This is a genomic window from Huintestinicola sp. (assembly GCF_050874005.1).
Classification (GTDB): domain Bacteria; phylum Bacillota; class Clostridia; order Oscillospirales; family Ruminococcaceae; genus Huintestinicola.
Genome location: NZ_JBNMJV010000014.1, coordinates 1 through 13,088, shown reverse-complemented (window position 1 = coordinate 13,088; position 13,088 = coordinate 1). Strand labels below are relative to the sequence as shown.

Here is a 13,088-nt window from a genome sequence, read left to right as displayed (position 1 = left end):
ATTTCCTTTCTTTATTTTATCTTAATGATCTTATCCCCGGCCCAAACTTGTTCCGATGGGATAGCTTCTACCGAGTTATAATCATCGGTATTACATATTATCATAGGGGTCGTGAGCTGATAACCTTCATTACGGATACCGTCAAGGTCAAAGGATATAAGCAGGTCGCCCTTGTGTATCTCCTGTCCTTCTGTCACGTGAGCTTCAAAAAAACTGCCTCCAAGCTTTACTGTGTCAATGCCGATGTGGAGCAGTATTTCACAGCCCTCGTCCGAAACAAGGTTTATGGCGTGTTTTGTATCAAACACCATTTCCACCTTGCCGTCACAGGGAGAATATAGCCTGCCTTCCGAAGGTTCAACAGCAGCGCCTTCGCCCAGCGCCTTAGAGGAAAATGCTTCGTCATTTACATCTTGAAGAGCCACAAATCTTCCGTTCATATGGGAATAGAGTGTTATAGACTTTGTTTCAGGTTTATCATTTTTCTCGGGAGCAGGCTCGGAAATTATCTCATCTTTCAGGATATTGTCAACATTTTCTGCCTTAGGGCTGTCCAGGAAATCCTCAAGATCAGATTTCACAACGGATACCTGAGGACCGTAAATTATCTGTATACCATTGCCCTTGTGAATTACTCCCGAGGCACCGCTTTCTTTAAGAAGATCGTCCCGCACCTTTGCAGGGTCATTCACAGTTATTCTGAGACGTGTTGCACAGCAGTCCACATCGGAAAGATTTTCTTTCCCGCCCAGCCCTTTCAGTATAAGCGCACTTATTCTGTCGGAGCTGCCGCTTGTCTTTTCGGCGTTTTTTTGTCTGTCATTCATATCCTTTCGGGTGTAGAGCTTTGTTTCTTCATTATCAGATTCTCTGCCGGGAGTTTTCAGGTCAAGTTTTGTTATCATAAGGTAGAACACATAGTAATAAACAACGGCATAAACCAGTCCCACAAGGATTATCCATATCCAGTTTGTCTTTTGATTTCCCTGCAATATACCGAACAGGGTCAGGTCAATAGCGCCGCCCGAAAAGGTCATTCCCACTCCTACATTGAAAATGTGCATAAGCATATAAGAAAGGCCTGCCAGAACACAATGAACTGCATACATCACGGGAGCAACAAAAAGGAAGGTAAATTCCAAAGGTTCCGTAATTCCCGTCAGCATAGATGTCAGAGCGGCAGATAGCAGCAGACCGCCCACCGCCTTTTTCTTTTCGGGTCTTGCAGCTCTGTACATTGCAAATGCGGCGGCAGGGAGACCGAATATCATAAACGGGAATTTTCCCGACATAAACCTTGTGGCAGAAACGGAGAAATGCTCTGTTGATTTTGAAGCCAGTTCTGCAAAGAAGATATTCTGAGCGCCCTGCACTACTTGACCATCAATTATCACAGAACCGCCAAGCTCTGTCTGCCAGAAGGGCATATAGAACACGTGGTGCAGGCCGAAGGGAATAAGCGCACGTTCGATAATACCGTATATCCACGTTCCCGCATAGCCCGACGCCAGAACAAGCTGACCCAGATATGCAATTCCGCTCTGTACCACAGGCCATATATAGAACATTGCAATTCCCACAATGAGGTAAACAACGCTTGTGATTATGGGCACAAATCTTGTGCCGCCGAAAAAGGATAACACCTGCGGAAGTTCTATCTTATAAAAGCGGTTGTGCAGGGCGGCAACTCCAAGTCCGACGATAATACCGCCGAATACGCCCATCTGGAGCGTTGTGATGCCGAGGGAAGTTGTTGTGGAGTTTGCCGCCATTGCCTCTGAGCCGCCACTTGCGGATATCAGAGTGCTGATTGCTGTATTCATTATCAGGTATCCGATAGCACCCGAAAGAGCGGCGACCTCCTTTTCTTTTTTTGCCATACCGATAGCAACGCCCATTGCAAACAGCAAAGCCAGATTGTCGAATACAATGCTGCCTGTTTTGCTCATAATGTCCAGAATGGTGTAGAGTATGCCGCCTTCTCTGATGACTTCTGTCAAGCCGTATGTTTCCAGCGTGGTTGGGTTTGTGAAGGAGCTTCCTATGCCCAACAGCAGACCTGCAACGGGAAGCAGAGCTATGGGAAGCATAAAGGAACGTCCAACTCTCTGCAAAACTCCGAATATTTTATCTTTCATAGATGATATCTCCTATCTTACGGTTCTGATTTTTCAGACAAAGGATATTGTTTGCATAAACAGGAAAAATTATTACTCTGACAGCAAAATCAATGATCAATATATTTTTCTTTTGGGATCATATGATATTATTTCCTCCGAAATCAAAGTGATAACCGTAAACCTGGGAGAGGAATAGTTATGCAAGTCATTCATTATATCAGATGGTCAAAAGAGCACAATGGTCAAAGTGACCGTGAGTGTATTCAATGCAAACTGAAAATTTGTATTTTGAACTAATGGTCAAAAAACAACGGACAGAAACGAGGTATTTAACAATTCTCAAACAAAACCCAAACATTTGACAAATAAACCTGTGATAAGCTATAATATAAAGCGAGGGTGGGAATATGAAAAAAACGGAAGAAATAAAAACACAGCTTCTGAAGCTAAGCGAAATAGCCTTTGAACGTGCAGGAAAGAAAAAAAGGAGGACACTCCATATAACCGGTGCCGCCTGCCTTGGAACGACCTTTGTGGGTCTTGGCAAGCTTATAATGGGAATAATATCCCTGTCCTTTTTTACCTGCGTAAGCGCACTTTACACCTTTGGTATGGTGGCGGCGAAGATGACCGCTCTTGCAGGAATACTCAAAGAAGAAAACTCCAAACAGCAGTACCGATACTACAAGATGTCGGGGATAATTCTCACCTTGGCAAGCACAGCGTACATTCTATATTCCATATGGATACAGTTTCACCCGCCCACAGCCGTGTATCATATGTATATTGCTCTCGGAATTGCAACCGTGACCTTTACGGAGATCGTGTTAAATATCCGTGGTGTAATAATCGAATCAAAAAGCAGCTTGCCGCTGTTTCACGCATTAAAAATGATAAATCTTGCTTCTTCACTTATATCACTTGTGCTTGTCCAGAATGCAATACTCTCCTTCACACATTCCGAGGGAGAGGTATCGGACGAACGGCTTGCCCAGATGTCAAGCGGACTTATCGGAATTTTTATGGGCACACTTGCGGCGAGTCTCGGGATAATAATGATGATCAGAATAAATAAAATGCAGAAAAAATCGGAGGGAAAATTATGATAAATCTTCTTGTTGTAGAGGACGATATAAAGCTTAATCAGACCGTATGTACATATCTGAATGACTGCGGTTTTAACGCCAAAGGCTGCCTTAATGCAAACGAGGCGTATGATGAAATGTACAACAATATTTATGAGCTTATAATTTCCGATATTATGATGCCCGAGGTGGACGGCTTTGAGTTTGCGGAAAATGTCCGCAAGGTAAACAAGCATATACCAATTCTGTTTATGTCCGCAAAGGACGACCTGCCTTCAAAGCAGCGTGGCTTTCAGCTTGGCATAGACGATTATATGGTAAAACCTATCGTCCTTGACGAGCTGCTTCTCAGGGTATGAGCACTTCTCCGACGAGCAAATATCGAAATGGAGCGCAGGCTTGCTGTGGGCAATCTTGAGCTTGACGCAGACGCTGTGACGGCTGTGATAGACGGTGAAGAAATACCTGTCACCACAAGGGAATTTAATATTATTTACAAGCTGCTTTCCTATCCGAAAAAGACATTTTCACGGGCACAGCTTATGGACGAGTTCTGGGGAATTGAATCGGGAACGAGCCTGCGTGCGGTAGATGTTTACATCACAAAGCTGCGTGAGAAATTCTCAGAGTGTGACGGCTTTGAGATAAAGACCGTTCGTGGAATAGGTTACAAGGCGGTGCTGAAATGAAGAACGACGGCAAAGTAAAAGCATCCCGTTTCCCGGTGTCGCTGCTGGTGACATTGTTTTTATCCTTGCTGCTGATGTCAGGTATGCACTACGGTTTGCTTGTTCTGGGAGATGAGATGAAATGGAACAAATTGGTGCAGACCATAGTTCCGATGGTGTATTGGCTCATTGTTGCGGTTGCGCTGACTTTATACACAGGCTGGAGAGTAAAGCGCACCTATGAGATACCTATGCAGGAGCTTGCAAAGGCGACCTCAAAGGTGGCTCACGGTGATTTTTCCGTTTATATCCCGCCCATAAACACAGCCGACAAGACCGATTATCTTGATGTTATGATAATGGATTTCAACAAAATGGTGGAGGAGCTTGGAAGTATCGAAACGCTGAAAACCGACTTCTTTTCAAACGTTTCACACGAGATCAAAACTCCCCTTGCGGTCATACAAAGCAATGCGGAACTTCTGCAAAAAGATGATATTCCCGAAGAACAGAAAAAGGAATGTACCGAAACTATCCTCGGCGCAACAAAGCGGCTTACGGGTCTTATCACCAACATTTTGAAACTCTCAAAGCTTGAAAAGCAGGCAATAAATCCCGAGCCGAAGCGCTATGACATATGCGCTCAGCTATGTGAATGTGCATTGCAGTTTGAAAACGTCTGGGAGGAAAAGGACATTGAATTTGAAGCCGACCTTGAGGACAGGGCTTATATTGAAGCGGACGAAGAGCTTATGGCTATCGTCTGGACAAATCTGCTTTCAAATGCGGTGAAATTCACTCCGCAGGGCGGAAAGATAACGCTTACAGAAAATTCGGACAATGAACGTGTTATTATTTCCGTAAGCGACAGCGGCTGCGGAATGGACGAGCAGACAATGAAGCACATCTTTGATAAATTCTATCAGGGCGATACCTCTCACTCCACCGAGGGGAACGGTCTGGGACTTGCTCTGGTACATAAGATAATGCAGATCTCGGATGGAACTGTATCGGTAAAAAGCAGTCCTGACAAAGGTTCGGTGTTTACTGTTACCTTATCTGCTGCCAAATTATAATATCATAATATCCGTCGTGAGGAGTTCATTCCTTGCGGCGGATTTTTTTTGGAAATGTGTCGTATTCCTGTTCGTTAAATGGAAATATGGCGGATAATTCCACAATATGTTTCCTAAGAAATTTGAAACAGGACAGGAGATAGTATAGTGCAGTAAGATAATTTACAGAAAGTGCAGGGACATAGTTTACAATTCTTTGCACATCAACATTTGAAATATTTAATAATACTCAAACAGAATTCAAGCATTACAAAAATAAAAGTGCGGTAACCCAGTTTTTCATATAAATGACAGTTGCCCTTTTCCTGTAAAATGGTATCAAGTTCCCAGCACGAATCGCCGTGAATTTCTTCGGCTAATTGTATTGCCTTCTGCGCATAGCCTTTATTTCTGTATTCGGGCATCACAAAAACAGGTGCAATTCTTTTGGGTTTTCCCGATTCTTTTTCATCAACAACTCTTATTGCGCCAACCTTCGTGTTATCTTCTTCTATGAAATAAAAATAGGTAAAGGGCTGATTTATTTTCATCAGGATTTTATCTATGGGTTCTGTTGCAGGACTGGTTTCTGTGTCCTGATATTTTTCATATAGCTCCTGAAAAGCTTCGACCTGCATTTTCCACAATGTCTCCGCTTCCCGAGCAGTTATTCTTTTTAATTGAGTTTTCATTATAAGCCTCATCAGAATGTCATTCCGTCATAAGATATTGAAGTTATCTTCCAAAGTCCGTCTGTAAAAATTATGTTAAGCTGCATTTCACATTCACCGCCGAAGTTGTCAAACTTTGTGACTGCGGTAAAGCTGCTGTCGCTTACATCTGTGATTGAGATAACAGGCTCGCCGTCCTCTGTTATCCACGGAAATCCGCAGCCCTTTGCGGTAACATATCCATAAAGCACTCCGTCAACATCAATATAATATGGCTGCTCGCCGCCTAAAATGTGTGAATATCTGCTTTGGATAAGTTCATCGGAAAGATTTTCCGTCATATACTCTTCAAGGTCTGCGGTATTTTCAAACTGCGCAGCTACCCTTGCATACTGTCTTCCGTCCTGTTCTACGGTATCATTCTCGTCCTTCGGGATATTTCCGCCGCCGATACAGTCGATGTAATCAAGCGCTCCCATAAGTCTGCTTGCTTCGGCAGTAAGCTCCTCCATCATATCAAGGGTGACTTCCGTATCAGCCGAAGTATCATTCACAACAGCTTCGGTTTCCTCGGTTTGGTTTTCAGTTTCGGCAGCTTCTGTTGGTAAAGACACAGTTTCTTCCGTAATTACATCTGTTCTTTCTTCATTGGTTATGACCAATGTTTCGGTAAGCTGAGTGTCTCCGTTATCCGAACAAGCCGATAAGAGCATACATATTGATGATAGTAATATGATCATATTTTTTCTTTTCATTTTCTGTTTTTCCTTTCTGCATTTTTATACTGCGTAGAAGCCGCATTGTCAATTCGTGCCGATCTGTCAGTTGATACACAGAGCCGGGATAATTTGCGGCGGTGAAATAAATTGGAAGCAGGCTGAGCCTGCCGTTACCAAGCCGTCTGACAAGCGCCCAAATAAACTACAGAACGTCTCGCTGCGGGTCGTCACCCGCCGCCGATCTACTGATTTATGAATTCAATTATCGGTTTCAGGTATTTCTTATCGGTCCAGTCACATTTATCATCACCTGCTGCCATCAAAGCTTTTTCCCAGATCTCATACTCATCGGGAGATTTTTTTGATACAGCTTTTTTCAGCATACTGCATAATGTTCTGTCTTTAAATGACATTGCAGTCATATCCCACGCCCCACGGCAATAAAAACAAGGAATGCCCGACAATGAGCCTTTCATATTGTGGTCTATAATTTCCCTGAAAGTTTTTTCATCATAAGGCGATGCACCGCAGCAAAACACCGCTGTTTTCTTTCCTGTTAAGCAGTCAATATTTTTCTTTAAAAAAGATAATCCTGCGATGCCTGAGGCATAAATGCCGCCGCCAAAAATAATTACATCACAGGCTTTTACCTGCCGATCATCTGCTTTGCTCACATCAACGCAAGGAAAACCTGTTTCCTCCGATAACCATTCTGCGTATTTTTTTGTAGCTCCATATTTGGATTTATATATAATTATCCCTTTCATAAAAACCTCCGCAAATTACCATAGGTCTATGCAAATCAAGTATCGCTTAGCTAATGACTGCACCTGTTTTATCCCAATCAAGCAGAATTTTTCTGAGCTTGAAAAGATTTATCACCGAACGGACAGCTTCGTCTGCCATTACCGCAAGAAATACTCCTGTCATTCCAAAGCCCAGCCCATACACGAACAGGCACGCACAGCCTACAACAAAAAATGTGCCGAATATCTGTGTAAAGAACATCCACCGTGTGTTTCCGCTGCCCCTGATACCGCTGCCGATAATGATATTTCCCGATTTTCCGAAAAGATTAAGGCACACAAGCAGAAGATAAATTCCGCAGCCTGTTATTATCTCCTCGTCCTTTGTAAAAAGTGAGAGGATATTTTCGGGGAATATCAGACAAATTATAAGTATAAGAATTGCCACCCCTGCGCAAAGCAGATATGCGATCTTACACACGCCCGAAAACTGCCTGATATCGCCGCTGCCCTTAGCTTCACCCGAAAGGGTCATTGTTCCGTTTCCAATGGCTCCGATGACAACTACCGCCAGCACCTCAACGCTGAAAACAATGGAATATATACCCGCAGCTTTTACATCTATGGAATTAAGTATCCTTATGATAATGAGATTTCCCAAATTCCACGCAAAATCTTCAAGTCCTGCGTTTATTCCAAGTCCCACCGATGAAATAAAAGGCTTGGCAGGAGCAGTAAGTATACTTTTCGGCGACGGCTTTGTTTTAAGCGGCTTATTTGTTATCACAATAAATGCAAACAGACAGCCGCCATATTCCGCAACAGTGGTTGCAATAGCCGCTCCCTCAATGCCAAGCCGGGGCAAGCCGAATCTTCCGAAAATAAGCAGCCAGTCAAGCAGAATATTAAGTCCTGCCCTGATTATTCCGTAGAATACAAGAGGCTTTGTATAATTGGAGGTCTGCATTATTACCGAAAATGAGCTTTCTATGCCTACGATAAGAAATGTGGGTGCGAAAAATTTCATATATCCGAGACACATAGGCATAATGTCCTCGGAAACTCCCATTGCACGAAGCACATATTCTCCGCCAAACAGCCAGAAAAAGAAAAGGAGTATCGGCAGAATGTTGTTCCACTTTATCATTGAAGCAGCATAGCTTTCCACCTTTTCATCATCGCCCGCTCCAACGCTCTGGCTTATGAGTATAGACGCACCCATTACTATGGTAAAGCAGAAGGACATTGTTGTCCACATAGGCGCAGTAACATTTCCAAGCGCACTCATATAAAGCGTATTCATCTGACCAAGAAAGATCCTGTCGATTATCATCTGTACCTGTGATATGATATTGCTGAGCATAATAGGTACTGAAATTATCATAAGCTTCTGTAAATATTTCATTTTCATATCCGATATTTCCTCTATAATTTATCCTAATTTCTAAAATCCCTGCGAGTCCGTCTGTAGATCAAACGTCGGCTGCACAGGAATATTATACACCATAAGTTTTACTTATGCTTTCTCCGATACTTTCCGAACAGCTCTCCTTGTGCCAATACATGACCATCTATTGCACTCAGTAAGTCATTCTTATCGCTGTCGGAGCTAAGCTGTAGCTTGGTACTCAAAGCATAAACAGTAAATCTATATCTGTGCAGCAGGTTGAATGGCGGTTTTGGTCCCCGATAGCAATGTTTTCCGTAAGCAATACCCTGTTCAATGTGAATGGGCCTGTCTAAAATCTCACCCGTAGGCATTCTTCCGGGAATTACTCCGATGGGAGGTATATTCCACGCCACCCAATGATTATATCCCGGTCGGATCGGGTGATCCAGATCGTCCATTACAACAGCAAGGGATATTGTTCCGGCGGGTATACCTTCTATGTATAATTCCGGCGACCTGTCATAGCCGTAACCGGCACAGCTGTCCGGTATCCAATCATCATTTTCAAACTGCGGAGATATAATTATAAGTCTTTCCATTGCCTTTTTTCCTTTCTTCATATAAATTATTTGCACTATCCGACATTACCTCATTCTAAGTATTATATCATACCCCGTCCTTTTGCGATAGGCGCATTTTACAGCAGAATGTGTCTGTTTTTTAGGCTGGGTGACTTACGAAAAAGAGCGTGACAAGCTTTTGCAATGTCACACTCTGCATATTCGATTATTTTTCCGCTGTTTCGAGAAAATCACGCCTGTACTGAGAAGGAGTGACACCTTCCGACTTTTTGAACACCTTGGTGAATACACGGTAATCCCCATATCCCGACTGCTCCGCCACCTCTGCAACAGAAAGAGAAGTTGACAGCAGAAGCTTTTTTGCTTTCTCAATTCGGATACTCGTAAGATAGGCAAGAAAATTCACACCTATCTCGTTCTTGAACAGCTGACTGATATACTGAGGATTCAAATGAAACACGTCCGATAAAAGGGAAAGACTCATATCCTCTGCCAGGTGTTCCTGCAGATATTGAGTGATACCGATGATAGTTCGTTCCTCCTGCTTTTCTGTTTTCTCCGCAGCCGATACACGTTTTTCAAACAGAGATATTTTCAGATCATCAATACAGCTCCCGAATTCATCGTAATTCACGGGTTTAAGTATGTAGTCCGTGATCTGCAGTCTGAGAGCTTCACGGCAGTAGGAAAAATCATCATATCCCGACACGATGACAAAAGCCATATCGGGGTGCTTGATACGGCTGAGCTGAATGACCTTCAGGCCGTTCATAATTGGGATATTGATGTCCATAATCACTATATCGGGGCACAGTTCATCTATCTTAGACACAGCCTCCATACCATCTGCCGCCTCGCCCACCACCTGACAGTCGTGGGCTTCCCAGTCGAACAGCCGCTTAAAACCTTCCCGAATCATTATCTCGTCATCTACCAGAAGCACACGCAGTTTCTTCATCGTTAATTCTCCTCGTTATATAAAGGCAGCAGCAAATGTGCCCTAACACCGCCTTTAGGCTCTTCCGTGTATGAAAGTCCGTATTCCCTGCCGCAGAGCAGCTTGATACGCTTCTGCACATTCAGAATACCGATACTGTTTCCCTCAAGTTTTGCAGGCTGCCCTGCAAAGTTCAGAAGCATCTGATCTATCTCCGCTTTCTTTCCCGGGGCAAAGCCGCTTCCCGTATCACAAATGCGTATTTCCATTTTGCCGTCATCTGTTTTCTCTGCCGAGATCTGCACCGCTCCACGATAGCCCTTGTTTTTCAGACCGTGCAGAAGGCTGTTTTCCACAATGGGCTGGAGGATAAAATTGGGTACCTGTACCCCGCCCAGCTCAGGATCAATGTCATAGCCGCACTGCAGTTCGGGATAGCGATAACACATCAGCTCCATATATGCCTCCAGCAGCTCCAGTTCATCGTCCAGCGACACCATCTGCCTGTCCGTCTTCACACTTAGCCGAAAAAAATCCGAGAGCCGCATCAGCAGGTCGGCAACCTTTTTGTCACCATTGAGCTGTGCCTGTATTCGAATAGTATCCAGCGTGTTATATAAAAAATGCGGATTTACCTGGCTTTTCAGATACAGCATAGACATCTTCTGTTCCGTCAGCTCTGCACGAAGAATATCGGGATTTTCCAGCGTCAGATAAAAAGACAGGGTCATCAGAGTAAGTCCCATTCCGCTGATGAGCCAGGTAGGATTAAACGCCTGCAGCAGACATACGCATACTTCGATAACAAGCGCCGTTCCTATAGCGAATTTTCTTTTTGGGTCTATCTGCTTCCGGTTGCGCAGCAGCAGCCATACGCAAAGGAAAAGATAAAATGCTGTGCTGATATAGCATATACCTGCGTGGATACCGTCCGAGTAATTGCCCTTCGGAGTCACAGTATAATGAACGGGAAGCAGCATTGCACCCAGTTCGGCAGCTATCAGGAAAACATTTGCAGGCATATCAAAGCGAAGTTGTTTTCCGCTTTCCTCTTCTGCAAGAATTGAGATATACTTATAGAACAGATAAACTGACAGCACCATAGTACCGATAAACAGCCTGTGCAGAATATCGTTTAAGAGCCGTGGTACGATGTCTAATCGGTTCACGGTGTAAATGGTAGTACCGTCAAAAACCAGATGTATAAGCGTTACGATAAGCAGTAAGGAAAAGTTTTTATGAAGCAGCGAATTCTTTTTTCCTGCAGAAAAATATATACAGGCAATAAAGCCCAGCACAAGAAACAGTGCGATCTCCATTCTAAGCATTTTTTCACCGCCTTGATAATATTATATATGCTTTTCTATCTTAATGATAGGATGAGAATTCAGCAGGTTTTGTCAATTTTATAGATTTGAAGCAGGCTGAGCCTTCGATGTTAGTTCTATAATTTATTTGGGTAACAGGCAGGCGGCTTGGTAACGATACTAATGTCTGACCTGCAAACTGGAATTTGTTAAATTGATATCCACCAACACACCTCAAATTTATCAATAACAGTAGCACAGCATTTACTCCACGGAAGCTCGTGAATAGGTTCAATGATCACTCCTCCGTCACTTAGAACACGAAAAGCATTATAAACTGCTGCCTCTGTTCCCATTTCAAACACGTTAAATGTCATCGTTGTCCATTTGTATTTGTGAACTATATTTATATCACAAGGATTTGAAGCTTCGGCTAACGCCAAAAAGCCTTCGCCATTCACAGACAATTCGCAGTGGTCATAAGCCGTGTTGTGCTCATTTATAAATTCACGTGTGATCTCTGCCCCAAAAGCTTTGCAGTACATTTTCGCTGCTTCAAAACTATTTTTTACATAAACTTGAGTATAATTTTTCATTTATTTCTCCCAAAATCCCAATTTGATTATCCACAATATACAGAACATTACCGACAATTTATCTCCAAAAGTCAAGCTAACGTTCGTTTCCTGCAATCATTATACCACACCTGTTATCTCTTGTCAATAAAAATCTCCGAATAATCCTGCATTTTTATTTTGCTCTTGACAAAGCAATAATAATAAAATATAATATATTTAGGAAACGCACGTTAGCTCACGTAAGGAGAAATATATTATGGATAAAAAAACAACCAAAGACAGGATACTCGATTCGGCGCTGACTCTGTTTGCCGAAAAAGGCTATGACGGTGTGGGAGTTGACCTTATTGCCGAAAATGCGGGAATAAAGGGTCCGTCCCTTTATAAGCATTTCAAAGGCAAGGAGGATATACTCGCCTCTCTTATCGAAAAAGTGGAGGGGTACTATCAGGACCATTTCGGCTCAGTTTTAAGTCCCGGAAAAATACCGAGGTCAATGGACGAACTTATTACTATGTCGCTGAAAAGGATAGATTTTACCCTCCACGACCCTATGATAAAAAAAGTCAGAAGAATGCTTACTATGGAGCAGTTCCGCAATCATCGCATTGCACTTCTTACCACAAAGTACACCATCGACAACGTACAGGGAATATATCATAAGATATTTCAGACGATGATGGATAACGGCATTATGAGAAAGGCCGACCCTGAAATGCTTTCGATGTCCTTTACAGCACCCGTATCGCTATTTATCCAGATGTGCGACAGAGAGCCGGAACGGGAACAGGAGGCTATGGAGCGTATTGAAGAATATTTCCGGTATTTTGCTGATGAGTATGCGGTTTAATGGAAATATGAGTGTCGCTTTATAAGCATATCTGCACTTCAAGATTTATACTTCGTTACTATAACATCGTGATATTTTTATCAAATAAAAAAGCTGTCACAGCATCTGTACCGATTTTGTGACAGCTTGATTTTTTATTTTGCAAGCTCATTTGCCCTGCTGACTATGTCCCGTGAAAACCCCAGCTGTGACATAAGCAGGATAGCATTTTTTGATGTTGCGGCTCCCTTTTTTATCTTGTACCTGATTCCGCAAAACTGAACCCGCAACCTCTTCCCAAAAACCTGAAAATATGGTATAATAGAAGCATAAAGAAAGCTGAAAAACAGCACCCGAAAGGTGAAGAGGAAAATGCGGAAAATAGAGATCATAACAAGTAAT

General features: G+C 43.0%; 13 protein-coding genes and 1 pseudogene. 4 read left to right on the top strand and 10 right to left on the bottom strand.

The features are described 5' to 3' along the window. Positions 1-11: 11 nt before the first annotated feature. A complete protein-coding gene (locus ACR0QN_RS06435; protein ID WP_432650376.1) occupies positions 12-2,138 on the bottom strand; it encodes a glucose PTS transporter subunit IIA in 2,127 nt (708 codons plus the stop codon). 389 nt (positions 2,139-2,527) lie between these two features. Between ACR0QN_RS06435 and ACR0QN_RS06430 the strand changes: the two genes are divergently transcribed. The 3 genes and pseudogenes from ACR0QN_RS06430 (at position 2,528) to ACR0QN_RS06420 (ending at position 4,949) form a co-directional block, all read left to right on the top strand. Continuing rightward, positions 2,528-3,226 carry a hypothetical protein gene (locus ACR0QN_RS06430; protein ID WP_432650375.1) on the top strand — a complete coding sequence of 233 codons (699 nt, stop codon included), beginning with the start codon at positions 2,528-2,530 and terminating at the stop codon, positions 3,224-3,226. Further along, positions 3,223-3,894 (top strand): annotated as a pseudogene (locus ACR0QN_RS06425) (response regulator transcription factor). Before ACR0QN_RS06430 ends, ACR0QN_RS06425 begins: the two are co-directional and overlap by 4 nt. Before the next feature lie 74 nt (positions 3,895-3,968). Then, complete coding sequence (locus ACR0QN_RS06420; RefSeq protein ID WP_432650374.1) at positions 3,969-4,949, top strand: HAMP domain-containing sensor histidine kinase; 981 nt, start codon at positions 3,969-3,971, stop codon at positions 4,947-4,949. A 203-nt stretch (positions 4,950-5,152) separates the two neighbouring features. Here ACR0QN_RS06420 and ACR0QN_RS06415 read toward each other — a convergent pair whose 3' ends face one another. The 8 genes from ACR0QN_RS06415 to ACR0QN_RS06380 all read right to left on the bottom strand — a co-directional run bounded on the left by ACR0QN_RS06415 (position 5,153) and on the right by ACR0QN_RS06380 (position 11,875). Continuing rightward, positions 5,153-5,632 carry a GNAT family N-acetyltransferase gene (locus ACR0QN_RS06415; protein ID WP_432650373.1) on the bottom strand — a complete coding sequence of 160 codons (480 nt, stop codon included), beginning with the start codon at positions 5,630-5,632 and terminating at the stop codon, positions 5,153-5,155. Further along, positions 5,632-6,354 carry a hypothetical protein gene (locus ACR0QN_RS06410; RefSeq protein WP_432650372.1) on the bottom strand — a complete coding sequence of 241 codons (723 nt, stop codon included), beginning with the start codon at positions 6,352-6,354 and terminating at the stop codon, positions 5,632-5,634. The genes ACR0QN_RS06415 and ACR0QN_RS06410 overlap by 1 nt, the downstream gene beginning before the upstream one ends. Positions 6,355-6,560: 206 nt before the next feature. Further along, positions 6,561-7,085, bottom strand: coding sequence for a flavodoxin domain-containing protein (locus ACR0QN_RS06405; protein ID WP_432650371.1), 525 nt, complete (start codon positions 7,083-7,085; stop codon positions 6,561-6,563). Positions 7,086-7,131: 46 nt separating this feature from the next. After that, positions 7,132-8,475, bottom strand: a complete 1,344-nt coding sequence (locus ACR0QN_RS06400; RefSeq protein WP_432650370.1) for an MATE family efflux transporter — start codon at positions 8,473-8,475, stop codon at positions 7,132-7,134. A 101-nt stretch (positions 8,476-8,576) separates the two neighbouring features. Beyond that, positions 8,577-9,053, bottom strand: a complete 477-nt coding sequence (locus ACR0QN_RS06395; RefSeq protein WP_432650369.1) for a YbhB/YbcL family Raf kinase inhibitor-like protein — start codon at positions 9,051-9,053, stop codon at positions 8,577-8,579. A gap of 187 nt (positions 9,054-9,240) precedes the next feature. Then, the gene (locus ACR0QN_RS06390; protein ID WP_432650368.1) at positions 9,241-9,993 is read right to left on the bottom strand and encodes a response regulator transcription factor; all 753 of its coding nucleotides are present in this window, start codon (positions 9,991-9,993) and stop codon (positions 9,241-9,243) included. A 2-nt stretch (positions 9,994-9,995) separates the two neighbouring features. Further along, positions 9,996-11,300 (bottom strand): sensor histidine kinase, encoded by a 1,305-nt coding sequence (locus ACR0QN_RS06385; protein ID WP_432650367.1) that lies wholly within the window; start codon positions 11,298-11,300, stop codon positions 9,996-9,998. 188 nt (positions 11,301-11,488) lie between these two features. Further along, complete coding sequence (locus tag ACR0QN_RS06380; RefSeq protein WP_432650366.1) at positions 11,489-11,875, bottom strand: VOC family protein; 387 nt, start codon at positions 11,873-11,875, stop codon at positions 11,489-11,491. Between the two features lie 238 nt (positions 11,876-12,113). Between ACR0QN_RS06380 and ACR0QN_RS06375 the strand changes: the two genes are divergently transcribed. Continuing rightward, complete coding sequence (locus tag ACR0QN_RS06375) at positions 12,114-12,707, top strand: TetR/AcrR family transcriptional regulator (RefSeq protein ID WP_432650365.1); 594 nt, start codon at positions 12,114-12,116, stop codon at positions 12,705-12,707. Positions 12,708-12,854: 147 nt separating this feature from the next. Here the strand turns inward: ACR0QN_RS06375 and ACR0QN_RS06370 are convergent. Beyond that, on the bottom strand, positions 12,855-13,088 hold a 234-nt coding region (locus ACR0QN_RS06370), incomplete at its 5' end, for a hypothetical protein (protein WP_432650364.1).

Bases quoted from the DNA above. Each gene is read 5' to 3' on its own strand.
- ACR0QN_RS06435 (WP_432650376.1), bottom strand. From the start codon at position 2,138: ATGAAAGATAAAATATTCGGAGTTTTGCAGAGAGTTGGACGTTCCTTT.
- ACR0QN_RS06430 (WP_432650375.1), top strand. From the start codon at position 2,528: ATGAAAAAAACGGAAGAAATAAAAACACAGCTTCTGAAGCTAAGCGAA.
- ACR0QN_RS06420 (WP_432650374.1), top strand. From the start codon at position 3,969: ATGTCAGGTATGCACTACGGTTTGCTTGTTCTGGGAGATGAGATGAAA.
- ACR0QN_RS06415 (WP_432650373.1), bottom strand. From the start codon at position 5,632: ATGAGGCTTATAATGAAAACTCAATTAAAAAGAATAACTGCTCGGGAA.
- ACR0QN_RS06410 (WP_432650372.1), bottom strand. From the start codon at position 6,354: ATGAAAAGAAAAAATATGATCATATTACTATCATCAATATGTATGCTC.
- ACR0QN_RS06405 (WP_432650371.1), bottom strand. From the start codon at position 7,085: ATGAAAGGGATAATTATATATAAATCCAAATATGGAGCTACAAAAAAA.
- ACR0QN_RS06400 (WP_432650370.1), bottom strand. From the start codon at position 8,475: ATGAAAATGAAATATTTACAGAAGCTTATGATAATTTCAGTACCTATT.
- ACR0QN_RS06395 (WP_432650369.1), bottom strand. From the start codon at position 9,053: ATGGAAAGACTTATAATTATATCTCCGCAGTTTGAAAATGATGATTGG.
- ACR0QN_RS06390 (WP_432650368.1), bottom strand. From the start codon at position 9,993: ATGAAGAAACTGCGTGTGCTTCTGGTAGATGACGAGATAATGATTCGG.
- ACR0QN_RS06385 (WP_432650367.1), bottom strand. From the start codon at position 11,300: ATGCTTAGAATGGAGATCGCACTGTTTCTTGTGCTGGGCTTTATTGCC.
- ACR0QN_RS06380 (WP_432650366.1), bottom strand. From the start codon at position 11,875: ATGAAAAATTATACTCAAGTTTATGTAAAAAATAGTTTTGAAGCAGCG.
- ACR0QN_RS06375 (WP_432650365.1), top strand. From the start codon at position 12,114: ATGGATAAAAAAACAACCAAAGACAGGATACTCGATTCGGCGCTGACT.